This is a genomic window from Embleya scabrispora, from assembly GCF_002024165.1.
GTDB lineage: Bacteria > Actinomycetota > Actinomycetes > Streptomycetales > Streptomycetaceae > Embleya > Embleya scabrispora_A.
The window spans coordinates 6,130,932-6,157,053 of the sequence record NZ_MWQN01000001.1 but is presented as its reverse complement, the minus strand read 5'-3'; the positions used below and the strand labels follow the sequence as shown (position 1 = coordinate 6,157,053).

The 26,122-nt window shown below is 72.6% G+C and carries 26 protein-coding genes; 12 read left to right on the top strand and 14 right to left on the bottom strand.

What is annotated here, in order from left to right:
- Positions 1 to 73 precede the first annotated feature (73 nt).
- Positions 74 to 811: an ROK family protein gene (locus tag B4N89_RS26860; protein ID WP_235618808.1), complete on the top strand. Its 738-nt coding sequence runs from the start codon at positions 74 to 76 to the stop codon at positions 809 to 811.
- 5 nt (positions 812 to 816) lie between these two features.
- Positions 817 to 1,707 carry an amidohydrolase family protein gene (locus tag B4N89_RS26855; protein ID WP_078979665.1) on the top strand — a complete coding sequence of 297 codons (891 nt, stop codon included), beginning with the start codon at positions 817 to 819 and terminating at the stop codon, positions 1,705 to 1,707.
- A 58-nt stretch (positions 1,708 to 1,765) separates the two neighbouring features.
- On the opposite strand, the gene B4N89_RS26850 is transcribed toward B4N89_RS26855, so the two are convergent.
- From B4N89_RS26850 to B4N89_RS26830, 5 genes are all read right to left on the bottom strand, one after another.
- Positions 1,766 to 2,761 (bottom strand): IclR family transcriptional regulator, encoded by a 996-nt coding sequence (locus B4N89_RS26850; RefSeq protein ID WP_078978357.1) that lies wholly within the window; start codon positions 2,759 to 2,761, stop codon positions 1,766 to 1,768.
- A gap of 45 nt (positions 2,762 to 2,806) precedes the next feature.
- Positions 2,807 to 3,088 (bottom strand): hypothetical protein, encoded by a 282-nt coding sequence (locus B4N89_RS26845; RefSeq protein ID WP_078978356.1) that lies wholly within the window; start codon positions 3,086 to 3,088, stop codon positions 2,807 to 2,809.
- Between the two features lie 47 nt (positions 3,089 to 3,135).
- Complete coding sequence (locus B4N89_RS26840) at positions 3,136 to 3,936, bottom strand: SDR family NAD(P)-dependent oxidoreductase (RefSeq protein ID WP_078978355.1); 801 nt, start codon at positions 3,934 to 3,936, stop codon at positions 3,136 to 3,138.
- A gap of 75 nt (positions 3,937 to 4,011) precedes the next feature.
- Entirely contained in the window at positions 4,012 to 4,560 is a 549-nt protein-coding gene (locus B4N89_RS26835) for a UGSC family (seleno)protein (protein WP_078978354.1), read from the bottom strand.
- A gap of 49 nt (positions 4,561 to 4,609) precedes the next feature.
- Positions 4,610 to 5,698 (bottom strand): hypothetical protein, encoded by a 1,089-nt coding sequence (locus tag B4N89_RS26830; protein ID WP_078978353.1) that lies wholly within the window; start codon positions 5,696 to 5,698, stop codon positions 4,610 to 4,612.
- Positions 5,699 to 6,448: 750 nt separating this feature from the next.
- On the opposite strand from B4N89_RS26830, the gene B4N89_RS26825 reads away from it, so the two are divergent.
- The 3 genes from B4N89_RS26825 (at position 6,449) to B4N89_RS26815 (ending at position 12,018) form a co-directional block, all read left to right on the top strand.
- Positions 6,449 to 10,408, top strand: coding sequence for a fibronectin type III domain-containing protein (locus B4N89_RS26825; RefSeq protein WP_143658095.1), 3,960 nt, complete (start codon positions 6,449 to 6,451; stop codon positions 10,406 to 10,408).
- Between the two features lie 141 nt (positions 10,409 to 10,549).
- Entirely contained in the window at positions 10,550 to 11,644 is a 1,095-nt protein-coding gene (locus B4N89_RS26820) for a hypothetical protein (RefSeq protein WP_078978351.1), read from the top strand.
- Between the two features lie 128 nt (positions 11,645 to 11,772).
- Complete coding sequence (locus B4N89_RS26815; RefSeq protein WP_143658094.1) at positions 11,773 to 12,018, top strand: hypothetical protein; 246 nt, start codon at positions 11,773 to 11,775, stop codon at positions 12,016 to 12,018.
- Positions 12,019 to 12,151: 133 nt separating this feature from the next.
- Here the strand turns inward: B4N89_RS26815 and B4N89_RS50815 are convergent, their stop codons facing one another.
- Positions 12,152 to 12,316: a hypothetical protein gene (locus B4N89_RS50815; protein WP_201260913.1), complete on the bottom strand. Its 165-nt coding sequence runs from the start codon at positions 12,314 to 12,316 to the stop codon at positions 12,152 to 12,154.
- 411 nt (positions 12,317 to 12,727) lie between these two features.
- Here B4N89_RS50815 and B4N89_RS50810 point away from each other — a divergent pair, with 411 nt between their 5' ends.
- Genes B4N89_RS50810 through B4N89_RS26795 form a run of 4 tightly spaced genes read left to right on the top strand, consistent with a single transcriptional unit; the run spans position 12,728 to position 16,831 of the window.
- Positions 12,728 to 13,024 (top strand): hypothetical protein, encoded by a 297-nt coding sequence (locus tag B4N89_RS50810; protein WP_201260912.1) that lies wholly within the window; start codon positions 12,728 to 12,730, stop codon positions 13,022 to 13,024.
- A gap of 2 nt (positions 13,025 to 13,026) precedes the next feature.
- Positions 13,027 to 14,238, top strand: a complete 1,212-nt coding sequence (locus B4N89_RS26805; RefSeq protein ID WP_078979664.1) for a CbiQ family ECF transporter T component — start codon at positions 13,027 to 13,029, stop codon at positions 14,236 to 14,238.
- Positions 14,235 to 15,935, top strand: a complete 1,701-nt coding sequence (locus B4N89_RS26800) for an ABC transporter ATP-binding protein (protein ID WP_078978349.1) — start codon at positions 14,235 to 14,237, stop codon at positions 15,933 to 15,935. Before B4N89_RS26805 ends, B4N89_RS26800 begins: the two co-directional genes overlap by 4 nt.
- Positions 15,932 to 16,831, top strand: a complete 900-nt coding sequence (locus B4N89_RS26795; protein ID WP_078978348.1) for an ECF transporter S component — start codon at positions 15,932 to 15,934, stop codon at positions 16,829 to 16,831. Before B4N89_RS26800 ends, B4N89_RS26795 begins: the two co-directional genes overlap by 4 nt.
- A gap of 98 nt (positions 16,832 to 16,929) precedes the next feature.
- Here B4N89_RS26795 and B4N89_RS26790 read toward each other — a convergent pair whose 3' ends face one another.
- Positions 16,930 to 18,030 carry a DNA topoisomerase IB gene (locus B4N89_RS26790; RefSeq protein WP_078978347.1) on the bottom strand — a complete coding sequence of 367 codons (1,101 nt, stop codon included), beginning with the start codon at positions 18,028 to 18,030 and terminating at the stop codon, positions 16,930 to 16,932.
- Between the two features lie 262 nt (positions 18,031 to 18,292).
- On the opposite strand from B4N89_RS26790, the gene B4N89_RS26785 reads away from it, so the two are divergent.
- The 3 genes from B4N89_RS26785 to B4N89_RS26775 all read left to right on the top strand — a co-directional run bounded on the left by B4N89_RS26785 (position 18,293) and on the right by B4N89_RS26775 (position 20,126).
- Complete coding sequence (locus B4N89_RS26785) at positions 18,293 to 18,826, top strand: ferritin-like domain-containing protein (RefSeq protein WP_078978346.1); 534 nt, start codon at positions 18,293 to 18,295, stop codon at positions 18,824 to 18,826.
- A gap of 130 nt (positions 18,827 to 18,956) precedes the next feature.
- A complete protein-coding gene (locus B4N89_RS26780; protein ID WP_078979663.1) occupies positions 18,957 to 19,406 on the top strand; it encodes an SRPBCC family protein in 450 nt (149 codons plus the stop codon).
- A gap of 210 nt (positions 19,407 to 19,616) precedes the next feature.
- Positions 19,617 to 20,126 carry a hypothetical protein gene (locus tag B4N89_RS26775; RefSeq protein ID WP_143658093.1) on the top strand — a complete coding sequence of 170 codons (510 nt, stop codon included), beginning with the start codon at positions 19,617 to 19,619 and terminating at the stop codon, positions 20,124 to 20,126.
- A gap of 93 nt (positions 20,127 to 20,219) precedes the next feature.
- On the opposite strand, the gene B4N89_RS26770 is transcribed toward B4N89_RS26775, so the two are convergent.
- The 7 genes from B4N89_RS26770 to B4N89_RS26740 all read right to left on the bottom strand — a co-directional run bounded on the left by B4N89_RS26770 (position 20,220) and on the right by B4N89_RS26740 (position 25,903).
- On the bottom strand, positions 20,220 to 20,534 hold the full coding sequence (locus B4N89_RS26770; RefSeq protein ID WP_078978344.1) for a DUF6479 family protein: 315 nt from the start codon (positions 20,532 to 20,534) through the stop codon (positions 20,220 to 20,222).
- A gap of 10 nt (positions 20,535 to 20,544) precedes the next feature.
- Positions 20,545 to 21,414 (bottom strand): glycosyltransferase family 2 protein, encoded by an 870-nt coding sequence (locus B4N89_RS26765; RefSeq protein WP_078978343.1) that lies wholly within the window; start codon positions 21,412 to 21,414, stop codon positions 20,545 to 20,547.
- Positions 21,399 to 22,439 (bottom strand): glycosyltransferase, encoded by a 1,041-nt coding sequence (locus B4N89_RS26760; protein ID WP_101897181.1) that lies wholly within the window; start codon positions 22,437 to 22,439, stop codon positions 21,399 to 21,401. The genes B4N89_RS26765 and B4N89_RS26760 overlap by 16 nt, the downstream gene beginning before the upstream one ends.
- Complete coding sequence (locus B4N89_RS26755; protein ID WP_078978342.1) at positions 22,436 to 23,500, bottom strand: glycosyltransferase; 1,065 nt, start codon at positions 23,498 to 23,500, stop codon at positions 22,436 to 22,438. Before B4N89_RS26755 ends, B4N89_RS26760 begins: the two co-directional genes overlap by 4 nt.
- Positions 23,497 to 24,609, bottom strand: a complete 1,113-nt coding sequence (locus tag B4N89_RS26750) for a glycosyltransferase family 1 protein (protein WP_235618806.1) — start codon at positions 24,607 to 24,609, stop codon at positions 23,497 to 23,499. Before B4N89_RS26750 ends, B4N89_RS26755 begins: the two co-directional genes overlap by 4 nt.
- Positions 24,610 to 24,775: 166 nt before the next feature.
- The gene (locus tag B4N89_RS26745) at positions 24,776 to 25,150 is read right to left on the bottom strand and encodes an STAS domain-containing protein (RefSeq protein WP_161500816.1); all 375 of its coding nucleotides are present in this window, start codon (positions 25,148 to 25,150) and stop codon (positions 24,776 to 24,778) included.
- 195 nt (positions 25,151 to 25,345) lie between these two features.
- On the bottom strand, positions 25,346 to 25,903 hold the full coding sequence (locus B4N89_RS26740) for a cysteine hydrolase family protein (RefSeq protein ID WP_078978340.1): 558 nt from the start codon (positions 25,901 to 25,903) through the stop codon (positions 25,346 to 25,348).
- Positions 25,904 to 26,122 lie beyond the last annotated feature (219 nt).

Here is a 26,122-nt window from a genome sequence, read left to right as displayed (position 1 = left end):
CGCGCCCCGCGCCGTACCAGAGCTCGCCCAACGCGCCGAGGTTCGCCTCGTTGTCGACCTCGACGTCGAGCGCTTGGGTCGGCAGGGCGTCCGCGAGCAGCGCCGCCGCGGGTACGGCCTCCCAACCGAGGTCGGGCGCGTTGACCCGGGTGGGGCGGGCGGCTACCTGTACCTGTCGGGCGAGACCGGCATCGGGGCCGGCATCGTCGTCGAGGGCGAACTCTTTCGCGGCGCCCACGGCGCGGCCGGCGAACTCGGCCACGGCGTCGTCGACCCCCGGGGGCCGGCGTGCCGTTGCGGCGGCACCGGCTGCCCAGAGCAGGTCGCCGGACTCGACGCGCTGCTGCGCACGGGCGTCCCCGACGCGGCGGGCCCGTCCGAGTCACGGCTCGCGGAGTTGACGCGCCTCCACGACCACGACCGCGACGCCCTGCACGCGGTCGGCGCGGCCGGGCGCGGGCCGGCCGTCGCACTCGTCGGCGCCGTGAACCTCCTGGATCCGGACACGATCGTCCTCGGCGGCCTGCACGCCCGCCTCGCGCCGTGGCTCATCCCCCCGATCGAGGCGGCCCTCGCCCCGGCGGCGGTGCGCTGCGCGGCCGCTCCCCCGCCCAGCGCGCCTCGACCCTGGCGACGCAGAGCGCGGTCCGGGGCGCCGCGGGGACCGTGCTCGCCCGCGTCCTCGCCGACCCCTCGGCATCGCCTGACCGGCCATACACGACAGCCCCCGGACCCTCGCGTCTCGCGCGGAACGCGTGGCACCATGCGAGCGCCGGTCGCCCACATCGGCGGGAACGGGGATCGGACGTGAGCGACATGACCGGCGAGGCAGCCGCGGTGATCGACGCGCACGTGCACGTCGTGTCACCCGACACGCGGCGCTATCCGCTGGACGGCGGCACCCGCGACGGCACGGACTACTGGAGCGACGGCGGTTGCTCGGCCGCCGAGGTCCTGGGTACCCAAACCGCCAACGACGTACGGCGGACCGTACTCGTCCAAGGCGTGGGCGCGTACGGCTACGACTGCCGCTACCTGCTCGATACGGTCGCCCGATATCCGCGGCGCACAGCCGCGGTCATCGCGGTGGACATGTCGGATCCCGCCGCTGCCGCCCGGTGTCTGCGCGATCACGCTCGCGTTCCGTCCGTCACGGGGGTGCGGCTGTTCGCCGTGTCCGGCGGCCCGCAAGCCCCGGACCCGACATGGCTCACCGACCACACGTCGCACGCGGTGTGGGACGTCGCGGCCGAAGCGGGACTCACCGTCGTCCTGACCGCGTTCACGCGGCAACTGCCCCTGCTGCGCCCGGCGATCGAGGCCCGTCCGGGCCTGCGCGTGGCCCTTGACCACTGCGCCTTCCCCGACCCCCGGGCGCGAGCCGCCGGGCGAACGGCCGTGCGGGACCTCTCGGACCTGCCCGGCGTGTACCTGAAGGTCACCACGCACCTCCTCGCCGGTGCCCAAGCGGCGGGCGAGGACCCTGCGGACGTCGTCGACGATCTGGCCGCCGCCTTCGGCGAGCGGAGGTTGGCGTGGGGATCCGACCACCCCCAGACCCGGACACCGGACTATCCCGGGATGCTCGCACTCGCCCGCCACGCCATCCGCAGGCGCGACGCCCGCGCCCGGGCCGAGATCCTCGGTGGAACGGCCCAACGCCTGTGGTTCGCCCGCGACATCCGGTCCCCGGAAAGCGGTGCGTGATCACCGCGTCGGCAATCTCGGGCCGCCGAGCGAGCATCGCTGCCGCCCGGCACGCCGCTCAGGTCCGACGCGTCGGGGGCTTTCCGCCGACCGCTCGCGTGATGCGGGCGCAGGCCTTGAGGAGGCGGCGCCCCGCGCGGTCGATCTCGCGCGCGGTCATCTCGCGGTGCGGCTGCACCGAGAGGTTCATCCCGGTGCGGCCCTCGGCGTCGAAGACCGGCGCGCTCATGGCGCTGACCGGGTGCCGACCACCACCCTCGAGATCGCCCGGAAGGTACTCGGCCTGCCGCAATTCCGCCAACAACGCCATCACCATCGGCTGAAGACCCTCGGCGAGCGGGTCGTCGCCGAGATCCGCGAGCGCGTGGCGCAGTCGTACACCCGCAGGCGTCAGGCGCTCGACGCTGTAGCCGCGCGCGCGGATGGCGGCGAGCGAGTCGAGCAGCGGCTCGCGGGGAGCGACACGGTCGGTGCGTGCCGCCCAGTCCTCGATGACGGCCTCGTCGGCCCAGGCCACGAACACGCCGCCGAACGGCGGCGCCAAGGGGATCCGGCGGCCGATGCGCACGGCCTCGGCGTCCGGTCCCGTGCCCGCGTGCGCGACGATCACCAGGTGCTCCTCGCTGCGGATCGCGGCGGTGGCCTGCAGGTCGAGTTCGTCGGCGATGGTCACCACCTCCGCTTGGGCGAGGTGCACCGCCGGGTACGCCTGCTCCGCCGCGCGGCCCGCCGCGACGACGGCCGGCCCCAGGGTGAACGTCTTGTCGACCGGATTGCGGATCAGGTAGTCGGCGCCTGCGAGGCTCGACGTCACCGCATGGCACGTTGCCTTGCTGATGCCGAGCGCCCGAGTGATGTCGCTGAGGCTGAACGGGTGCGCGGGCCGGCTCGCAAGGAGTTCCAGGACACCGATGACCCGGTCCGTCGGCGGTGACGGGCTCGTCCCGGGGGTGTCGTGCCCGTTGCGCCGTCGTCGACCGCCACCATGGCTGCTTCTCCCCTGCTCGTAGCCGGTGCCCGGCCTCGCCCCCGCTGCCTCTCGGGCGCGCCACACCCTACCGAGTCGTCCGCAGGCCCTGGCGCCGGTGGCGAACGCCGTTCACCGGGTGATCGTCTCCGCCGGGTCGGTGGGGTAGCGGACCTCCACCGCCCACGGCGCCGACGGCCCGAGTGCCCGCAGGCGCTGGAGGGCCATGCGCTCGATGAGCTCCTTGGGGACCAGGCAGTCGGCGCAGGCCGCGGGGCCGGCGGTGACCGTCACCAGGACGTGGTGGGGGGCCGAACGGGCGCAGTTCAGTTGGTAGTCGTCGGCGGCGAGGGTCTGGGCCAGGGGGGCAAGCGCCTGGGACACGGCTTCGTCGCTGATGTCCTTGTTCGTCATGGGCGCTCCTCGCGCATGTTGGCGGTAACGGGGCAGCGGCCGTAGGGTCAGCCGGCGGTGAGTTCCGGGCGGCTGCGCGAGAGGAAGGCGCCGTTGTCGGAGAGCAGGAACTGTCCGGTGGTGTGGGCGGCCAGGTCCGAGGCGAGGAAGAGGACGAGGTCGGCGAGGTCCCGGGGGTCGGAGAGTTCACCGCCGAGCGGGATGGACGCCTTCAGCGCCTGTCGGTACTCGGCGCCCAGTCGTGCCGCCACGTCGTGGGTGAGGGTGGTGCCCGGTGCGACGGCATTGACCCGGATGCGGTGTGGCGCGAGTTCGATGGCGAGGGTCCGGGTGAGGTGGTTGATCGCGGCCTTCGCGGCTCCGTACGGAGCCAAACGCACGGCGGGGCGGGTGGTCTCACCGGAGGTGACGTTGACGATCACCCCGCCGATGCCTCGACTGATCATGGCTGTCGCCTCGGCCCGACACGAGTACATCGTGGCGAGCAGGTTGCCGGTCACCACGTCCGACATGGCCCGGGCCGTCCATTCGAGGAACGGCGCGGCGGTGTGCTTGCCCAGCATGCCGACGTTGTTCACGCCGATGTGCACTCCGCCCAGGCGTTGCGCGGCCTCTTCGATCAGCTGATCCACCTGGTCCGGATCGGTCATGTCGCCGATCAGCGCGATCCCTTCGCGCCCCTCGGCGCGCACGAGTTCGCAGGTCTCCCACGCGGCGGTGGCGACGATGTCGGTGACGGCGACGTTCGCGCCGGCCTGGGCCAGTCTGACGGCGACGGCGCGTCCGATACCCGCGCCGCCGCCGGTGACCAGCGCTGACGTACCCGCGAGGGTGATCGGGATGGTCATGGCCGAGTGCTCCTTGGTTGTGGGGAAGACGTGTGGCCGCGGACGGGCGCGGGTCCGTTCGGGGTGGTCGCGGGTCTACGCCGCAGCCGGCGCGGCCGGTGTGGTGGTCGCCAGAACCAGGGCGTTCTCGACGGCTTCGAGCGCCATCGTGTCTAGTTCGGCGTCGGTCGAACCGCCGAGGGGACCGCGGACGGTGAGCACGCGGGCCTGGCGCAGCCCGTACAACGCGGTGACCTGGCGGGCGAGTTCGGTGAATCCCGCGGTGGCCAGCAGGAGGGTGGGGATGCCCGCCTGCTCCAGGACGACGGTGTCGTGGCAGCTCCACGACGTGCACGAACCGCAGTCCGCCGAACCGGTGATGACGAGGTCCGCGGATTCCTGGAGACGTTCGAGGACTTCGGGTTCGGCCGGCAGTGCCGCGCTGACCTTCGGGATCTCCAGGGTGACCACCGCGCCGGTGCGTTCCGCCAGGAGGCGGGCGATGGCGCCCTGGATGTAGCCGGCGTGCGGCTTGAGATTGTCCAGGACGGCGATGCGCGCGCCGGTCAACACCTCGATGCCGGCCGCGAGTTGCTTGGTCGGTTCGCCGACGCGGCCGGCCGGGTCCAGCAGGGTGACGGCCATGGGCCTGCCTTTCGAGAACGGCTGCCGAAGCGGGACCGCGCGAGGGGATTCAGTCGACGGGGGTGGTGACGCTGCGGGTGAGGCCCCAACTGGGGATCACGAGCGAGTGCTTGCCGGGTCCGCCCGCGACGAGGATGCGGATGTTTTCTGCGGTTTCGGTCATCGGTTGGAGGTCGTCGTCACCCAGGGCGCGCATCCACGGCCGCCACATCGAGCTTTGGAAGTGCCTGCGGAAGTCGCCCGCCGGGCGCCGCGCCTTCTCGAACAGGTAGGCCTGGACGTCCTGGCGCGCCCATCCGTCGCCGGCGAGGGTGGCGGCGTGCTCGGGGCCCAGGACGATGAAGTACTCCGCGCTGGAGACGACCGCGTTGTTGACCCCGAACGTCGCCATGACCGTGGCCATCTTGTCGAGAATCGGCGCCGGCCCGCCGCGCGTTTCCATGTCGTGGATGTTGTGCGGGTTCTCCATGCCGGCCACGGTCACCGCGCTGCGGGCGTCCAGGCCCAACGCGCGCGGGTAGACCGGCCAGGGGCTCGCCTCCGCGTTCTCCGCGAAGCAGAACGTGTACTTCGACGGCTGGCCGTGGGTTGCCGCGTCCCCCATGCCCGAGTCGCCCGCGCCCTTGGCGGTGCCGCCGCCGATGTGCAGCAGCGCGAGGCGCACGGCCCGGCCCAACGTGGCGTTCGCCCGGTTGCCCGGGCCCAGCGTCCCCGTCCCGGCGTTGAAGCCGCCCGCGCGGACGGCCTCTCCGTGTACGAGCACCATCACCGACACCGGGTGGGTCGTGGAGTTCACCCCGCGCAGGTTGAACTCCGGCGCACAGACGCCCCGGATCGCGGCGACGAGCAGGGGCAGCGAGGGCGGGGTACAACCGGCCATCACCGCGTTCACCGCCAGCACCCTGGGGGTGGCCTCACCGAGCCGGGGCGGCAATGCGCCGATGACCTCGTCGGGATCACCGTTGTACCCGGCCAGCATGGCCTCGACCCGCTCCCGAGTGGGAGGAACGACCGGCAGGCCATCGCCCCATCCCCGCTTTTCCAGCCACGCGTAGACCGTTTCCGACCGATGGTCCGGCAGGACGTGCGTGTCGGCACCCGCGTCGAGGGCGGGCGCAGCCGAGGCGAAATCAACCATGAGGCGTTCCCAGGTCGAGGAGACGGGACGTTCAAGTGGCTGTGAGGCTAGGCGCCCGGGGATCGGACCACAAGAGCGATTGTTCGAAATAATGACTATGGCATTCATATACTCGAACACCCGAGTTTGTTGGAGGCAGGTCCGTCGACCCCCTGCCGGGTGGTCGGATCCGCCCGCCGTGCGGTCCGGGCGCGTGTGGATGCCCGACCGCCCGGCGTATTTCGAGCGCCCGGGCCCGCCTGGTGCGCGGCGCCGAGGTGCTCGCGTGGGTACCGCACGGCGTCACGGTCGGTGCACCGGCGACCGGCGCCGAGAGGCGACGCCTGTCGGGCGGCGCGGGCACGGCGACGACGCGCGGCCGACCGCCCGTTCACGAGCGAGCGGGCGGGCGGGGGGACGGGCGGGCGCAAGGGGCCGCCGGCACTTCGCGTTCCCGGAACCGCCTGGCCGAAAGGCGCCGTTGCCTCACACATGGCGCGTGTGCGACCGTGACTGCGTTCGGCCCGGCGGCAGTGCCGTGGGGTCGGATGCATGGCGCCGTTCCTCGGGGAAAGCCGGTCGAACTCCGGCACTGTCCCGCAACCGTAGGCGCTCCGGGCAATCGCGCGGAGTGCGAGTCGGATTGCCCGTGGTCCGGTTTTTTCGTCGAGATCCGTCGTGGACTGCGGACAGCGAAGAGCCCGGACGACCGGTTGCCCCGGTTCACGGGTCGCTTCCTCTGCCACGAATCCGGTGGGGGAAGGAACGGCCGTGAGCACGTCTGCCGAAGACGCGGAATGGGCATGCCCGCCGCGCACGCCTCCCGCCGATCGGCGCGGCGCGGCGAGCGTCGCGGTGCTGACGGCGATCCTCGTTCTGCTCGGCCTCGTTGGCGCCCTTCCGGTACGGGCCGCCGGTCCCGAAGCCTGTCCGTCGGGCGATCGGGCCGGGCTGGTGCTGGACTTCGGCGCCGTCGACGACCCGCTCGCCGGCCCCCGCCCCGTCCCCGCGCTGACCTGGACCTGTGTGACGCCGCTGCGCGGCGCGAGCGGCCCAGCGGTCAGCGGCCTGGACCTGTTGACCCGGACCGGGCACACCCTGCGCACCAACGCCTCCGGTCTGGTGTGCGCCATCGACGGCTACCCGGCCGAGGGCTGCGCCGAGACGTTGCCGGGCGGGATCATCCGCTATTGGTCTTATTGGCTGCACGAGCCGGCGAAGGGACCGGGCTGGGCGTACGCGGGCATCGGCCCGGCCGGGCGGCGGCCGACCGACGGGACGATGGACGGCTGGCGCTACGTCGAGACCAGACTCGGCGACGTCACTCCGCGACCGCGCCAGGCACCCGACTGGGACGTCGTGTGCTGCGCCTCGCCCCCGGTCGGCCTGCCGCAACCCCCCGCGACGGTGACCGCGACGGCCGGACTCGCCGCCGCCACGGTGTCGTGGTCGGCGTCGACCGGCCCCAATCCGGTGACCGGATACGTGGTCGAGGCCGCGCCGAGCGGTGCCCGCACCCGGGTGGACGCCGGTGTCACCTCCGCCACGGTCCGGGCCCTGACGCCGGGCCGGTCCTACACGTTCACCGTGCGTGCGCTCAACGGCGCGGGTGAGTCCGCGCCCTCGGCGGCGAGCAATCCGGTCGTGCCCGCCGCGCCCGACTCGCGCGTGCCCGGGGCGCCGACCGCGGTCTCCGCGCGTGGTGGCGTCCGCGAGGCGATCGTCGGCTGGACCGCGCCGACCTCCGACGGCGGCAGCCCCGTCACCGGCTACCGCGTCGAGGTCATCCCCGGTGGGCGCGTCGTGGAGGTGACGGTCGCTCCGGCGAGGATCACCGGTCTGGCACCGGGCGACGCCTACACGTTCGTCGTGCGCGCGGTGAACGCGGCGGGCGTCTCCGAGCCCTCCGCAGCCTCGGCTCCGGTCGTGGTCACCGCCGCCGATCCGCGCCTGGTGCCCGGCCGGATCACCACCGTCGCCGGCACCGGTACGCGCGGGTTCACCGGCGACGGCGGACCGGCCGCGGCCGCCGACCTCGCGCGGCCGGGCGCCGTCGCCACGGACGCGGCGGGCAACGTCTTCGTGGTCGACGCCGCCAATCAGCGTGTACGTCGGATCGACGCGGCGAAGAGGACCATCGCGACGGTCGCCGGCAACGGCATCCGCGCGTTCGCCGGTGACGGCGGCGCGGCCGTCTCGGCGTCCCTGCGCGACCCCTCGGCGGTGGCCGTCGCGCCGAACGGCGACCTGTACATCGCCGATACCGGCAGCAGGCGGATCCGCCGGGTCGCCGCGGCCGACGGCCTCATCAGCACGGTCATGGGCACCGGTGCCGCGGACGACACCGGCGACGGCGGACCGGCGGTCGACGCCGCACTCGTACGCCCCGTCGCGGTCGCCGTCGGGCCCGACGGCGCGGTACTCGCCCTGGACGCCGGCGTCGGCCGGATCCGCAGCATCGACCCTGCGCGAGGCATCGTCACCGGGTTCGCCGGCCGGGGCGGCGACGGCTACGGCGGTGACGGCGGGCCGGCGACCGAGACCTGGTTCGCCTTCCGGGCCGGCAGCAGGCTGGCGATCTCCTCGGCGGGCGAGGTCTACGTCGCCGACACCGGCAACGCCCGCCTGCGCCGCATCGGCGTCGACGGGATCGTCACCACGGTCGCCGGCGGCGGCCCGCAGGGCGCGGGCGGGCCCACGATCGCGACGGAGTCGGTCGACGTCGCGGGTGTCGCCGTGGGCCCGGACGGCCGGGTGTACGTCTCCGAGACCGGCCGGATCCGGGTACTCGACCCGACCACCGGCACTCTCACCGCGTTCGCCGGGAACGGCACACCGGCCTATGCCGGCGACGGCCTGCCCGCCACGACCGCCTCGGTGTACGGCGGTTCCGGGCTGGCGGTGGATGCGTCCGGGCACGTGTACCTGACCGAACCCGACGCGCAGCGGGTGCGCCGCGTCACCGGCCCGGACGCACTCGCCCCGGTGGTCGCCCTGACCTCGACGCCCCCGGCCGAGGGGTCGGACCGTCAGGCCGCCGTGGCCTTCACCGTCGACGACCCGGCCGCGACCGTGACCTGCGCCCTCGACCAGGGGGAAGCCGCGCCGTGCACGTCCCCGTGGCGCGGCGAGGGGTTGGCGGTCGGCCCGCACACCCTGCGGGTGAGCGCCACCGACCCGGCGGACAACACCGGGTCGGCCGACGCGATCTGGAAGGTCGTACCGCCGGCGACCGACGACCCGACGGTCACGGCGGCCGCCGCCTGGTTGTCCAGGGAACTCGCGCGCGGCGACGGCGTGTTGTCGCGCGCCGGTGTTCCGGACCCGGGCCTGACCACGGACGCGCTGCTCGCCCTGTCGGCGGTCGACCCACACGGCGCGACGGCGGCCCGGGTTGCCGACCGGCTCGCCGCGACCGCCACCGACTACGTCACCTGGGACGCTCGGGGCAAGCCCGGCGTGCTGTTGGCCGGTCCACTGGCCAAGCTCACCCTCGCCCTCGCCGCCCAGGGCCGTGACGTCACGTCGATCGGCGGTCGGAACGCGGACGCCGAACTGCGCGCTCTGATGACGACCACGGGTGCCGACGCGGGTCGGTTCGCCGACCGCAACCCGCACGCGCCCGACAACGCCAACACCTTCGGCCAGGCCTACGCGGTGCTGGCCCTGGCCCGCAGCGAAGAGGGCGTGCCGGACGCCGCCATCCGGTATCTGCTGAGCACCCAGTGCGGCTCGGGCGGATACCGCCTCATGCCCGGAACCCCCACATCGTGCACGGCGGACACCGACACGAGCGCCCTCGTCGTCCAAGCCCTGCTCACCGTGCCCCGGACACCGCCGGTGGCGGCCTCGCTCACCCGCGCGGTGGGCTGGCTCCTGTCCAAGCAGGACGCCGCGGTCGGCGCGTTCGGTGGAACCGGCCCTACCGCAGCCGTGAACGCCAACTCCACCGGCCTGATCGCCCAGACCCTGGCCGCCGTCGGACAACGCGAGCGGGCCGGCCGCGCCGCGGACTGGATCCGATCGATGGCCCTGATCGAGGGCGACGACGCCGGCGCGCTCGCCTACAACGCCGACGCGCTGGCCGACGCCCGTGCCCATGGCATCGACGACGTCACCCGCGACCAGTGGCACCGCTCCACACCCCAGGCGATCCTCGGGCTCGGCCTGCCCGTGTTCGGCCACATCGGCGTCGGCAACCCGACACCGATCGAGCCCGTCGTCCCGGGTGATCCCGGCCCGGACGATCCCGGACCCGGCGGACCGAACCCCGGCGGCCCCGGTCCACACGACAGGCCGACAGCCCTCGCCTCACCCACGAGCGTTCGCCCGGGCGAGCGAGTCACCGTGCGCGGCAGCGGCTTCGGCCCCGGCATGCCGGTCACCGCCACCGTCGGCGGCGCCCGCATCCCGATCGAACTCCCGCAGGCCAGGGCCGACTTCGCCGGTGACGTCGCGTTCACCTGGACCGTCCCCCACGACGCCGCCGGCGGCTCATACACGCTCGACCTCGTCGATCAGGGCAACGGCGACACGGCTCGGGCCGGTTTCGAAGTCGTCACCGCCACACGAGTCGGGGGCACGGGCAGCCCGTCGATGCCCGTGCCCCTGTCCAAACTTCCCCGCACCGGAACGGACCCGGCGCCGCTGATCGCCCTGGCCCTCGCGGCCACCACGATCGGCACCGTCCTGCGCCGTCGCGCCCGACCACACGACCGTTCGGGCCCGTGACCATTTCCCGCAACACCGCGTGACCTCCGGAGCGACCGCTCCCGGAGGACGAAGAGACACCGACCCGGACACCACAGCCATCACCATCGAGGAGAAGCCGTGCCCCTGCGCACACCGATTCGCCCTGATAAGTCACGTATTATGACCAAGTCCCGTATCGCGGCGATAGCCTCCGGGCTCGCCTTGGCCATGACGGCCTGGCTGCCCACCGCGCATGCCACCCCGCCCACCAACGTCCCCACCACCGCCGCCGATTACGGAGCCCGTTGGCTCGCCTCCCGGTTCGTCAGCGACGGCAACGGCAACAAGTTCATCCCCGCGACCGGCAGCCCGACCACACCCGAACCGTCCAACACGATGCAGGCGGCCCTCGCGTTGGCCGCCGCCGGCGTCGAGGAGGCCACCTTCGACGACGCGGTGGACTGGCTCAAGGCCAACGTCACCACGACCATCGCCCCCGGCGGCACCGACAACCCGGGTCGCCTCGGCTACCTGCTGCTCGTCGCCGACGCCGCCGGGGAGAGCCCGACCAGCTTCGGCGGGGTCGACCTCGTGACCCGGCTCGGCAACCTGCGCCAGACCACCGGGGCCGACACCGGCCTGTTCGGCTCGGCCGACCCGACCTACGACGGCACCTTCCGCCAGTCACTCGCCATCCTCGGCCTGCGCGCCGTCGGACAGTCCGTCGACTCCTCCTCGACCACCTGGCTCCTCGGACAGCAGTGCGCCGGCGGATCCAACGCCGACGACGGCGGTTGGCGTTCGTACGGCGGCTCGACCTGCGACGGCGACGACGCCGACAGCAACTCCACCGCATTCGCCATCCAGGCCTTGGTCTCCGTCTCCCACACCACCTACTCGGGCGAGGTCGGCGACGCCCTCGGCTGGCTCGACGCGGTCCAGGAGTCCGACGCCGGCTTCGCCTACCAACCCGCCTACGCCTCGGACCCCAACTCCACGTCCCTGGTCATCCAGGCCATCATCGCCGGCGGCGGCAACCCCACCTCCGCCACGTGGCAGAAGAGCGGCGGAACCCTCAACCCCTACACATCCCTGCTGAGTTGGCAGATCGGCTGCACCGCGAACCCCGGCGACGTCGGCGCCTTCGCCTCCCCCTGGAGCAGCGGCGCACCCGACCTCCTGGCCACCCAGCAGTCCGTATGGGGCGCGGCCGGGGCCCCGTTCCCCCTGAACCCGTCCTTCACCACCCCCACCCCCACCCCGTGTATCCCCTGACCAGTCCCGAGTAGCCGCCGTCCGGCGGGGAGACCCACCCGCCTCCCCGCCGGCCGCGCCGAAGCCGCCCGTACTTCGGCCCGCCTCGCCGGCGTCCGCGTATTGGTCCTATCGGAAGGGTCCCATCGATGTCCTGGCTCACTGTGCGAAGGACCGGCGCCGTCGCGGCCTGCGGCGCGATCCTGGTCGCGGCCTTCCCCGTCTTCTCCGCGTCGGCCGATGCCGCGAACCCGTATGCGGCGCAGGCCGGCGCGGCGGCGAACCGGCAGGCCGGGGAGCCGGCGGACGGGGGTGTACCGGGGTTCGCCGGTTCGGACTGGGGCCTGGCCATCGACACCATGACGGCGCCGGCCGCCACCCGCGAGCACGCATGAGGCGCCTCGGACGAAGCGGCCGCGTGGCCCGCCTGATCACCGCCCTGGCCCTGCTCGCCCTCCCCGCCGCCACGCAGCTCACGGTCACCACGCCGACCGCACAGGCGGTCGACACGTCGAAGGGCACCCCCGGCTACTGCCCGGACGGCAACGGCGTGACGGTCGTGATCGACTTCCACGAACTGGGCGGCACGACCATCGTGCGCTGCGCGCGCGGCGACCAGGCCACCGGACACGCCGCGCTCAAGAACGCCGGCATCGAGATCACGGGCGCGGCCCGCTGGGGCGAAGCGTTCATATGTCGGATCGAGGGCAAGCCCGGCGCCAACTCGGAGCCGTGCATCGACACGCCCCCGGCCTCCGCCTACTGGTCGTACTGGCACTCCCCCAACGGGGGTTCGTGGACGTACAGCCAGTGGGGCGTGATGAACCGCAAGCCGCCGCTCGGCAGCTTCGAGGGCTGGTCGTTCGCCAAGAACAAGACCGAGACGACCAACCCGCCGCCGAGGGTCGCGCCGTCCGCCCGGCAGTCCCTGCCACCCAGGACCCGCCGCCCGGGACGAACAACCCGCAACCGCCGGCCGGCGCCGGGGGCAACTCCGGCAAGGGCACGACGTCGGCGGCATCGGGCGGCAAGTCGGCCGTGGCCGGCTCGAACGGGGCGAACGGGACCACTTCGGGTACCGATCCGTTGGCCCCGGGGCCGGGTGTGTCCGGCAACCGGATGGAGCCCGAGCCGCCGCCGGCCGCCCCGGCGAGCGAGGTACCCACCGCGGCCCCGCCCGAGTCCGCGGCGACGCAGCCGGACTCGGCCGCGCCGCCGGCACAGCCCTCCGGCGTCACCCCGCAGGGCCGGACCTGGACCGGCGGCGAGGAGTTGGCCACGAGGAAGCGCGACGGGATCCCGACCATGACCATCGTCGGCATCGCGCTGTTCGTGGCGATCTGCGCGGCGGCCGGATTCACCACGTGGCGCCGCCGCACCCGCGCCGACGAATCGGGATGAACATGCCCCACCCGAAACCGGTGCCGGTCGCCGTCGTGTTCCGCCGCGGCGGCGGCCGACTGCCGCGCACCGTGCACCCCGGCGCGTGGTGGTTGTGGGCCCTCGGCCTGGCCACCGCCGCGAGCCGAACCACCAATCCCCTGCTGCTCGCGCTGCTCCTGGCCGTCGCCGGGTTCGTCGTGGCCAACCGGCGCGGCGACGCGCCCTGGGCACTCGCCTTTCGGATGTACCTGTTTCTCGGGTTGTTCATCGTCGTGATGCGGGTGTTGTTCCGCATCGTCTTCGGCGCGGGCGCGGCGAGCGGGCACATACTCGTCGATCTGCCCGAGATCCCGCTGCCCGAATGGGCGGCGGGGATCCACCTGTTCGGGCCGGTCGGCTTGGAACACGTCCTGGGCGGGTTCTACGACGGGTTGCGGTTGGCCACGATGATCGTGTGCCTGGGCGCGGCGAACGCCCTGGCCAGTCCCAAGCGCATGCTCAAGGCGGTACCGGCGGCGCTGTACGAGGTGGGCGCGGCGGTGGTGGTCGCCCTGTCGGTGGCGCCGCAGCTGGTCGAGAGCGTGCATCGGGTGCGCCGGGCACGGCGACTGCGCGGCGGCGCGCAGAAGGGCATGCGGGCGCTGCGGTCGATCGCGATCCCGGTGCTCCAGGACGCGTTGGATCGTTCGCTGGCGCTGGCGGCGGCGATGGACTCGCGCGGGTACGGCCGCAACCGGCATCTGCCGCGCTCGATCCGGCTGGTGACCGGGGTGTTGACCCTGGTGGGCCTGATCGGGGTGTGCGTGGGGGTGTACGCGCTCCTCGACGGCGGCACGCCCCGCTACCTGGGCGCCACGATGCTGCCCGGGGGACTTGTCGTCGCCGGTATCGGCTTCGTACTCACCGGGCGGAGAATCAACCGCAGTGTGTATCTGCCGGACCGCTGGCGACTCGCCGAATTCGGAGTCGCCGCGTGCGGCCTGGGCACCGGCGCGTTGCTCTACCTGACCAGTCGGATCGACGCGGGCAACCTGTATCCGTCGCTGAGTCCGCTCGCCTGGCCCGAGTTGGCGCCGCTTCCGGTACTCGCGCTGCTGGCGGGTGTGTTGCCGGCGTGGCTGGCGCCGCCGCCGCCACCGACCACACCGCGCCTCGGTGACACCATGCCCGACGCGCCGGGGTCGGGCTCGACCGATACCGGCACCACCATCAGGGAGAAGTCCGTCCGGTGATCGAATTCCGCGGCGTCACCATCACCTACGCCGACACCTCGGCACCCGCCCTGCGCGATGTCGAGTTGACCATTCCCGAAGGGGAGTTGTGTCTGGTCGTCGGCCGTACCGGCGCGGGCAAGTCGACCCTCCTGGGGGCGATCAACGGCCTGGTCCCGCACTTCACCGGCGGCACCCTGCGCGGCAGTGTGCGAGTCGACGGCATCGAGACCCGTTCACAACCACCGCGCGAGTTCGCGCACCTGGTCGGCGTGGTCGGCCAGGATCCGCTCGCGGGCTTCGTCACCGACACGGTCGAGGAGGAACTTGCTTATGGAATGGAGCAGTTGGCCATCCCGTCGGCGGTGATGCGCAAACGTGTCGAGGAAACCCTCGACCTGCTCGGCATCGCCGAGCTGCGGCACCGTCCGCTGCGCACGCTCTCCGGCGGCCAGCAGCAACGGGTCGCGATCGGCTCGGTGTTGACCGCCCACCCGCGCGTTCTCGTGCTGGACGAGCCGACGTCGGCGCTCGACCCGACCGCCGCCGAGGACGTACTCGCCGCGATCACCCGACTCGTACACGATCTGGGCATCACCGCGATCGTCGCCGAACACCGGATGGAGCGGGTGGTGCAGTACGCCGACCGGCTCGTGCACCTGCCCGGGGACCGCACCGTCCGCGAGGGCGCGCCCGCCGAGGTCCTGGAGACCTGCGACATCGCCCCACCGGTGGTGGAACTGGGCCGACTCGTCGGGTGCTCGCCGCTGCCGCTGTCGGTGCGCGACGCCCGCCGACTGGCGCCGCCGCTGCGCGAGCGCCTGGCGGACCGTACCCCGCCCGCGCCCCGGACGCCCGACCCCACCGCCGCCCCGCTGCTGAGCGCGAGGCGGGTCGTCGTGCGCTACGGCGACGTGATCGCCGTGCGCGGTCTCGACCTGGACCTGACCGCCGGACGGGTCACCGCGCTGATGGGCCGTAACGGATCCGGCAAGTCCTCGCTGCTGTGGGCTCTCCAGGGCTCCGGAGCCCGCCAGGGCGGCACCGTCGACGTCGCGGGCACCGACCCCGGCAAGGCCGATCCGCATCGCGCTCGCGCGCTCGTCGGTCTGGTCCCGCAGACCCCCGGCGACCTGCTCTACCTGGAGACGGTCGACGCCGAATGCGCCGAGGCGGACCGCGAGTCCGGCGCCGAGGCGGGTGCCTGCCGAGTGCTGCTCGATCGCATCGCGCCGGGCGTCGACGGCGCCGTGCACCCGCGCGACGTCTCGGAGGGGCAACGCCTCGCACTGGTCCTGGCCATCCAACTCGTGGCCGCGCCGCGGGTCGTGCTGCTCGACGAGCCGACCCGCGGTCTCGACTACCACGCCAAGCGGCGGTTCGTCCGGGTGGTGCGCGAACTCGCCGATGCCGGACGGGCGATCGTGCTCGCCACACACGACGTCGAGGTCGTGGCACAGGTCGCCGACCGCGTGGTCGTGATGGCCGAGGGCGACATCGTCGCCGACGGCCCGACCGCCGAAGTCGTGGTCTCCTCCCCCGCGTTCGCACCCCAAGTGGCCAAGATCCTCGCACCCGCGGAGTGGCTGACGGTCACCGATGTCGGCAACGCCCTTGACGACGCCGACATCGCCCACCGCCGGCCCGCCCCACGGGAGGACCGGCCGGCCACATCCGACGCCCGCGCGTCCGTCGCAGACAGGGAGCCCACCGGATGACGACCGTCATCGACGCCCGCAAACGCGCCAACGCGATCCGCATCACCCCGCGCACCGCGATCGTGCTCACCATCGCCTCCCTCGCGGGCCTGGCCATGTTCCTGTGGCCGCTGTTCGCCTCCCCGGCGCCGGAGTCGGCGGCACATTCGGGGGACGCGCCGCTGATCTTCGCGGTCACCCTGCCGTTCGTGGTCGCCGTGGTTCTCGCCGAACTCACCAGTGGTGGGCTCGACTCCAAGGCGCTGGCCATGCTCGGCGTGCTCTCCGCGATCAACGCGGCGCTGCGCCCGCTCGGCGCCGGCACCGCCGGGATCGAGACGGTGTTCTTCATGCTCGTCCTGGCCGGACGCGTGTTCGGCCCCGGTTTCGGGTTCGTGCTCGGCTGTACCTCGTTGTTCGCGTCCGCCCTGCTGACCGCGGGCGTCGGACCGTGGCTGCCGTTCCAGATGCTCGCCTCGGCCTGGGTCGGACTCGGCGCGGGCCTGTTGCCCCGGCGCGTCCGCGGCCGGCGCGAGATCGTCATGCTCGCCTGCTACGGCGTGTTCGCCGCCTACGCGTTCGGGTTCCTCATGAACATGTGGTTCTGGCCGTTCCTCGCCGACTCCGAATCCATGGTCGGCCCGGCGTTCGTACCCGGCGACGGCATCGTCGACAACCTGCGCCGGTTCTTCGTGTTCACCATGCTGACGTCGACCTTCGGCTGGGACACCGGCCGCGCCATCACCAACTGTGTCGCGATCGTCCTCGTCGGGCCGGCCGTGCTGGCCGCGCTGCGCCGCGCGTCCCGCAAGGCCGGGTTCGAGACCCCGGTCGTGTTCGAGTCCGCCCCGGCCGACGCCGACCACGCGCGAGTCGGGACCGCGGCCGCCGCCGGGCAGGCCAAGCTCGCTCCCTAGCGTCGCGACCCGTCTCGTGCGGCAGGCGTACACAGGCGTCGTCGGGCACCGGGTTCGGCCGAACGTCCGCACTGCGTGGGCGCTGTGCGAGGCGGCGTTCAGTCGTCGCCCTGGGGGCGTGGTGGTGCCGGGTCTCGTCCGCTCGGGGGGCGGCGTTCGCGGTCGAGCATGCGCAGGACCGCGCGTTCCATGGGGCCGCGGGTGGCCAGGTCGCCGAAGTCCATACCGGCTCCCATGCGAGTGAGGGCGCGGGCGACGGTGATTCCGCGTTCGTAGCAGTCGAACACTCGCGGATCGATGTATGAAGCGCGGGCCACGGCGGGCGTGTTGCCCAGGTGGTCGGCGACTTCGCGCACCACCCTGGCTCGGGCGCGTGTGCGTCCGGTGGGCGAATCCGCCGCTTCGACGGAGACCGCCAACCCCACCGCCGCGAGCACCGTGGCATGCCAGGTACGGAAGTCCTTCGTCGTGAAATCGCCTCCGGTGCGCTCGCGGATGTAGGCGTTGAGGTCGGCCGCGTGGACGGCGACGAGTCGGCCGTCGTCGCGACGGTAGCGAAACAGCGGATCCTCGCCGGTGGCACTGCGACGCAGCGCGACCACCACGGGTTTGACCCGGTCGTCCACCAGGACCCGAATTCTCGTGCGCCCGCTCTTGGCGGGAAACGCGAACCGCAGCTGTCCCTGCCGGACCCGGAGATGTTCGCGCCGCAGGGTGGTGAGCCCACACGAGCCGTTGGCCCGTGCGTACTGTTCGCTGCCGGAACGGAAGAAGCCGAGGTCGACCAGATGGAAGCAGGCGGCGAGGACTCGTTCGCGGCCCAGGCCCGGCCGGGCCAGGTCCTCCTCGACCTTCGTACGGGCCCGGGGCAGGTGGCGGGCCAGTTCCGCGGCTCGATCGTGCTTGGCCACGTCGCGTCGGGCGCGCCACGACGCGTGGTAGACGTATTGCCGTCGGCCGGCGGCATCGGAACCCACCGCCTGGATGTGGCCGTCGGGACGCGGGCAGATCCAGACGTCGGTCCACGCGGGCGGCAGGGCCAAGGCGCGGATCCGTTCCAGTACGGCGGCGTCGGTGATCGTGGTGCCGGTCTGGTCCAGATAGCCGAAGCCGCGTCCGTGGCGGCGCCGGGTCAGGCCGGGCCCCGCCGGATCCACTCGCCGCAGCCGCGTCTTCGCCTGCCGGTCGGCATCGCCCATGTGCACCTTCCGGTCATCGTCCCGAGGGTTGCGCGATTGCCCACGGCGTATCCGCGCAAACGCGGGTCCGACCGACCGCGGGCTTGCCGACCGGCGGCGCGGACACCGCCGGAGCACATGATGGGGGATCCGCCGAAGGCGAGACGGCGGGTGAACGGCATACGGCTTCGAGTGTGAACCGTCGGCTTTCGAGGCACTGGGGTTGGGCACCGTTCGGCGGCGCCGACGAGACAGCGGCAGGCAACACACGAGAGGCAACACCATGAGCGACGACTTCGTGCTGGACGTGACCCGGATCCGTGATCAGGCCCGGCAGAAGATGAGCGAAGGCGCGATCACCCCGACATACGGGCTGGACACGAGTCGGGTGATCGAAGTGCTCAACGACGTGGTGGCCACCGAGGTCGTGTGCTGGCTGCGCTACACCCGGCACGCCATCTCGGCGGCGGGCATCGATCGCGCCCAGGTGGCGGCCGAGTTCACCGAACACGCCGCCGAGGAGATGCAACACGCGCTCCGCGCGGCGGAGCGCATCTCCCAACTCGGCGGCGATCCCGATTTCGATCCCACGACGTTGCACCGGCGTTCGCACACCGAGTACTCCACCGCCGCGGACACCGATCTGAAGGCGATGCTCGAACAGAACCTGCTCGCCGAACGCATCGTCATCTCCAGCTACCAGGAGATCGCCCGCTGGCTCGGCGACCGCGACCCCACCACCCGGCGTCTGATCGAGTCCATCCTGGAGGAAGAGGAGGAGCACGCCGACGATCTGACGGACCTGCTCAGCACTTGATCGACATCCGTCGAGCGGGTGAGCGCCGGCATGCCGAAGCCCGCCGACCGACGCGGGAACGTGTCGGCGTGGCGAATCCGGGCAGCGGAGCCCTGTCATGTCCTTGGAGCCCCACCGACCGGAGGTCACCATGTCCGAGATCGAAGAATCCGTCGAGGTCGACGTGCCCGTCACCGTCGCCTACAACCAGTGGACGCAGTTCGAGGACTTCCACCACTTCATGGACGGCGTCGAGCGGATCGAACAGCGCACGCCCACCCTGACCCACTGGATCACCAACGTGCACGGCGTCAAGCGCGAGTTCGACGCCGCCATCACCGAGCAGATCCCCGACGAGCGAGTCGCCTGGACCACCGTCGAGGGTGAGGTTCACCAGGCGGGCGTGGTCACCTTCCACCGCCTGGACGACACCCGCACCAAGGTCATGCTGCAACTCGACCACGATCCGCACGGCATCGCCGACACCGTCGGCGACAAACTCGGCTTCGTTCGCCGCCAGGCCAAGGGCGACCTGCAACGCTTCAAGAAGTTCATCGAATCCCGGGGCACCGCCACCGGCGCCTGGCGCGGCGAAGTCTGAGCGCGTTCACCCCGCGTCCGCACCAGTCACGATCACATCCGCGCGTTGCCCCCACGCGTGGCCGGGCCGGCGTCCCCCGACGCGAGAGACGCCGGCCCGGCCGCGTGCCTTGGCACCGTGCGCGCGTCCACGTCAGGGCCCCGCCGGCCGAATCGACACCGTGCCGCTCGATCGCGCATGGAGGGCCGGCCGACGGACAGCAGTCCGGGCATGGTTGTTCACACGCGTTCCGTCCACATCGCCGCATCCGACGATCGGGTATACCTCACGCTGGTCGACCCCGCGTGCCTGCCGGGCTATTTCCCGCCGGTGACCGAGGCCCGCGCGGTGGCCCAGGGGTCATGGGAGATCGTCGTAGGAGCGGGGGCCTCCGCCGCGCGGGCTTTGGTCACCCTCGATACCGACGGGCCGGCCACTCGGATCGACTGGGCCGTCCACGGTATCCCCCATCGCGGCACCGTCGTCGTTCGAGGCGGTCCGAGCGAAGTCGACAGCATCGTCACCGTGAGCGTCGACGACGACGAGGACCCGCCGGACCTCGACGCCGAACTCGCCCAGACCCACGACGCGGGCGACTTCGGCGGCTCGCACGGCCGGACGGCCCTGCCCGTCGACGCCCTCACCGGTGCCGCCGAACATCGCCCGGCCACCGGAGACCTGCTCGAACGAGCACTCGATCACCTGCGCGCCTACGTCGAATCCCGCGCCGACTCGCACTGACCGCAGCTCCCGCGCCGACTCGCACCGACCCCGACATCACACGCCGCCCGACTGCCCGAGGCATCCCCTCGGGCAGTCGGGCGTCAGCGCGAATCAGGAATTCCGGTCGCGATCGGGGTTTTCGGGATCCGAGGGCCGGGAGCCGAGGTTGCCGTACCCCGGCATCTCGTGCGGTCCGCGCCGACGGCCGTCTCGAGGCACGTCCGCGGACTCCCGGCCCGGGTCGCGCGGATGCGGAGTCGACTCCGTGGGCAGCCCCTGCGGGGGAGCCGGCGGCGGGCGGCGCCTTCGACGCACACCACTCACCACGGGAATGATCAGCAACACGGCGATCAGCAAAGCCGCCGGAATCGCGATCGCGGCCACGGTCCCGGGAGAAGCCGAGGTGTACTGCGCCAAAGTGGTCATGCCGACACCGCTACCCCGGCCCATCGAACCGATACCTCGCACCCCGGGTCGACGTCCCGCGCCCGGTGTGGCGTCGCCACGTGTCCGTCGCCTCGTCGTGGTGCACCAGGCCCATCGCGGCGAATTCCGCCAGCCAGCCCCGCATCGGCCACATGCCCCACCGGCGCCGGAAGAGCGCTCCGTTGCGGAGGATGTCGTCGATGTGTTCGACCGGCGGCCGGCTCACGGGGTGCCACTGGTGGTACACCGGCGCTCCGCCCAGCCAGCCCAACTCGACGCCGGCACGCGCGCACGCGTAGCCGAAGTCGGTGTCCTCGCCGCCGTAGCCCTCGTACTCCTCGCAGAACCCGCCCACCCGCGTCCACGTGGCGGGCGTGAGCGCGAAGGACAACGACCAGAACAGGTTCGGGTCGCCGCCGCCGAGCACCTGGTCGTCGGCCGGGTCGGGGCGGGCGGGATGCGGCTCGGCAGAGGAGGCGAGGTCCGCGAGCACGTAACCCGCGGGCGGAGGTGGCGGCAGGTAGGTCACGGCGCCGCTGAGGACCATGCCGTCGACGGCGGTCCGCGCATACCGGTCCACGGTTCGCGGGCCGGGGACGCAGTCCACGTCCAGGAAGATCAGTACGTCCGCGCCGCCGGCCAGTGCCCGGCGGGCGCCGACGTTTCGCGCGCGGGCCAGCGGCAGCGCGGTTCCCTCCACCGGCACCGCCACCACATCGGCGGCCGGCGGGGGCGGGAGGATCGGCCGGTCCGCCGCCGGATCGTCCATGGTCACCACGACGTAGTGGTCCGGCACCCGACTGCCGGCCGCCAGGCCCCGTTGCTGAAGACGGAGGTGACGGTCCCTGCCCGCCACCAGGGTGATCACGGCGACGCGCATGCGTGACCACCGGGGACCGGGGACGCGGCCGGCGCGTCCAGGACGGCCGCGGCGCGGGTCGCGCCGTCGCCGGGCGCCCACATGGCCCAGCGCGAGCCGTCGCGCCGTCGTGTGCTCTCCAGGAGTCGGGGCCATTCGGCGGCGCTCGGCCAGTGCGGCCGGACCACCGCGAGGCCGCCCGCGGCCAGGGCCCGGCCGGTGGCCCGCTGTTCGCCGAACGGGCGGTCCTGGGGAATGCAGATCGTGGGCCGCCGCGCCGCCGCGCATTCGGCGATCGCGTTCTGGCCGCCGTGGGTGACCAGCACATCCGCGCCGCACAACACGGGCCACGGGTCCTCGCACCAAGGCGCGTCCGGATGGCCCAGCACCTGCCACTCCCACTCGGGTGTCGCCGCGCGGGCCTCGCGCAGCTCCTCGCCGCTCACGTCGCTGCCGCCGGCGCCGAGCAGTACGGCCACCCTGGGCCGCGGGCGGGGATCGTTCGCGCGTTCGCCGCGCGCGGGCACGGGCCGTCCGTCGTATCGGGAGAACGCACCCACGTGTGCGGTCTTGCTCCTCCACGCTTCGGGCCAGTCCGGCTCGGGCAGGGCCGCCGGCCACGGTGCGATCAGGGCATCCGCCATCGTGTAGGCCAGGTCGTGCGGGGCGTCGAGGCGATTCCCTCGCATGGCCATCACCGCGATCCGCACCCCCATCAAACGGGCCAGGCACGCCATTTCCACCGACACATCGCTCACGAACAGCTCCGGCGCCGCCCGCGCGATCCATCGCGCGGTGATCGCCATGCGCCCGCGCAATCCCTCGTGTCCCAAAGGCGCCCAATGCAGTCGGCCACCGGCCGTGGGATCCGCGACGGGCCTGCCCGGCGGGCCCGTGTCGATCGGCAGCCGCACCCAGTCCCCGGCCCAGCCGTCCGGCCGCGGCAGCGAGGACAGGCCCGTGATCGGCGTACGGGCGCACCGCGCCACACACACCGCCCGATGCAGGTGACCGCGCCCGTGGTGGTGCACGTAGTAGCCGATCACCGCGCCAACTCCCGGTACAGCTCCACGTAGTCGGCGACCATCGTCTCCACCGAGCAGAACGCCTCGGCCCGCGCCCGTGCCGCCGAGCGGTCGAGCGCCTTCGCCTCTGCGATGGCCTCCGCCAACGCGTCGATCCGCCCCGACGGCACCAGACGCCCGCAGTCGGGTGTGACGATTTCCCCGACGCCGCCACGATCGAACGCGCACACCGGTGTGCCGCAGGCCAGCGCCTCGGCCACGACCAGCCCGTAGGGCTCGTCCCAGCAGGGCGTGACCAACGCGACCGACGACTCGCCGACCAGGGCGACCAGTTCGGCGCAGGGCAGGTGCCCGACGTACTCGATGTCACCACGCAGCAGCGGCTCGATCCGCTCCGTGAAGTACGTGTGGTCGGCCACCGGACCGGCCAGGCGCAGTCCGCAACCCGCCGCACGGGCTGCGGCGATCGCCAGGTGCGGACCCTTCTCCGGCACCAGCCGCCCGGTCCACACCGCCACTCCCCCGCCCGGGCCCGCCCGCCACAGCGCGGTGTCGACGCCGTTGCGGACGACCCTGGCATGCGGAACCACGTGCCGCCAGGCGCGCGCGGTGTGCTCGCTCACGGCGGTGAAGGTCACCGGGCACGGTTCGCAGGTCTGGATCGCCGACTCCAGCCAGGGCGTGGGCGGGGTGTGCAGGGTGGTCAGCACGGGGACCTCGACGGCCGGGGCCATCGCGACGGGCAGGTAGTGCAGGCTGTTGTTGTGTACGACGTCGAATCGGTTCTCCCTGCCCAGCGTCAACATGAGGCGGAGGTAGGCGTGGTGTTCCCGGAGCGAATCCCGGTGCGGCATGCTCACGTCGGCTCGGGCCTGTTCGCTCAGCCGCATCTCGTGCACGGGAAGGGTCAGCGTATTCAGTTCGGGGTCGGAGCCCGGCCCGGCGAACAGGGTGACCCGGTGTCCGCGGGCGACGAGCGCGCGGGCCAGGGTCCAGGTCTGTGCCTCCAGGCCGCCGGCGAACGGTTCGCGGATCGGATGCCGGGCGGACGCGATCAAGCCCACGCGCAGGGGCCCGGTCACGACAGCAGCCGCCGGTAGATCTCCCGGTGCGCCCGCGCCACCCGGGCCCGCTCGGCCGCCCGCAGCCCCGGATCGGCGCGCACGACGTGGTGTCGCCGACGGTACGCCTCCCGCACCGCGGCGCCCAGGGACTCGGCATCGGGTCCCCGCGGGTCGATCGCGTGGTCGAGGCGGTAGCCGAAACACGGGCGCTGCTGGGCATGGAAACCGCAGTCGGGAACCGCCACGGCCGTGCCCAGGTCGTGACACGCCTCCAACCACCCGGAGTGGGTGCCGAACAGATACGGCAGGACCGACAGGTCCAGGCCGCTCAGGTAGTCCCACAGTCCGGCGTCGTCGAAGTAGTCGTGCACCCGCAGGTCGATCGCACCCGATCGGGCGTACTCGCGCAGTTCCGCCATGACGTTCGGCGCGTAGGCGGATGCCGCCGGATCCTCGACGTCGGGGTGGATGTCCACGCGCAGCACGGCCGAGGGCAGTTCCGCCACGATCGGCATCAGCGCACGCACCGTCGGCAGCACGGCCATGTTCGGACGCAGGCTCTTGGCGTGCAGACCGACCGTGTAACCGGTGCGGGGCGGACGCGGGCGCACGAGGTCCGATGGCGCGACCACGTGGGGGTGCGGCAGGACGGTCGCCGAGCGTTTCCAGCGGCGAGCGATTTCGGCCGCGGCGCCCGGGGTGAGCGTGATCAGGTGGTCGGCGGCCGGAATCAGCACGTCCAGTGCCGCCTCGTGGGGGGCCGGATCGCGCTGATGCGGATTGTGGAGGTCGTGCACCGTGTAGACGAACGGCTTCGTCCGCCCGGCGAGCACGTCCACCAACGTACGCAGTCGGGCCGGTGACTCGGCATCGAATCCGAAGTGCAGGTGGTAGAGGTCGAACTCGTCGTGATGCGCGTCGACCCAGTCGGGGTCGAGCATGACGGGCGGCCACCAACGCTGCGACGTGCTGGGCGCGCCGTTGGGCCGGGGGTCGGGCAGGCGTACGACCGTGTCCGGAATCTCGCGCACCGCACAGTGACGCACATAGACGTGCCCGGCGGGCACCGACGCCACCCTGATCGGTCCGTCCGGACGGGCAGCGGGCGCCCACGCACGATCAGGCACGTCTTCTCCCTGCACGTTGGGGACCGTCCCCGGATACCCGGGTGATCAAGACGTATGCGCACCGCGGGCACATGGCCGGGCCGAGGCGAGCGGGAGCCGGGAGGCGATCGCGCCCCGGCCCGGCGGAGTCGGTGGCGACGGGGCATCCGTCGCGGGGCGGCCCGCCTCAACGCGAGGTCTGTGCGCTGTCCCCGCAGGTGTAGGCGGCCCGGGCGTCGTCGACGTCGGCGTGTACGGCGAAGACGATGTCCGATCGGGTTGCCGCCAGGAGCCGGAGCATCGGGGGTGGCGGGGCGGCGAGGAACAACCGTCCGCCGGCCTCCGCCGCGCGCCGGCGCAGTTCTATCAGCGCGTCGAACCCCGAGGAGTCGCACGCGTCGACTCCCTCCAGGTCCAGGATCAGATCCCGGTGCCTGGTGAGCACTCCGTGCACCTGTCGAGACAGGAACGGCGCCGTGTCCGCGTCGAGTTCGCCGGACACGGCGGCCTCGGCGAGCCGTCCGCGGCTTCGGTGGATGTCGAGACTTGGTTGGCGGTCCATGAGCGAACGCTCCTGATGTATCGCTGACCCGGTCATGTACAGGCGTCGCCGCGTTCCGGCCGGGCGACGTTCTTCCGTCACACCCCGCTGCCCGCTTCTCGTCGCCTCATCCGTGCCCGTACCGGTTCGGTGATTTCCAGGTCGGCGCCGTTCGGCTCGGCGGCGCCATGTGGCTTGGTCCGGGGTCGTTCGGGACTATGCCCGTGTCGCCGGTCCGCCCAGGTCGAGTCGACGCCACGGGCGCACATCGGCTTGCATGTTGCGGCGCATCATCCGCAGAGCCGCTCGCGCGAGTTCGACGTCGATGTGGGCGACGGCGTCCTCGGCCACCGCCACGCGAAGGTGTCGGATGTGCGCGTCGAGCGCCGAATACAGCACGCACTGCTCGGTGACCTGGCCACACAGCACCACCCGGCCGACACCGCGTTGCGTCAGCAGGTACTCCAATGGGGTCTGGTAGAAGATGGAATGGCGAGCCTTGACCACGAACATCGAGGTGTCGTCGGGTTGAATCGGCTCCACGAGGTCGGCATGCGGGCCCTTCAGCGCGATCTCGAGGATCTCGTCGTGGTGGGAGCGCCAGCGGCCGAAGTTGTCGTTGACGTAGACGACGTCCACGTCGGCCGCGCGGGCTCGCGCGATCAACGCGCGGACCTCGGGGAGGACTTCGCGGACCGCGGGGATCAGGACCTCGGCGTCCTCGTGCTCGTAGGCGTTGATCATGTCGATCACGATCAGGGCCGTGTTCGTCATCGCCGCACCTCCCTCGACCTGCGCCGAAGTCCGGTTCGCGGCGAACGCCGCGACGATCGCGCCGCGAATTCCGCTTGGGAGACCGGGCGCGTGGCGGCACTCTCCGCTTCACGCGGCGTATTCCGGCAGCGACACGGACGATGATCACTTGCCCGGCCCTGGCCCATTCATGCGCCAGGGCCGGACACGAGCGGGGTATCCGGGGCACCGGCAGAGATC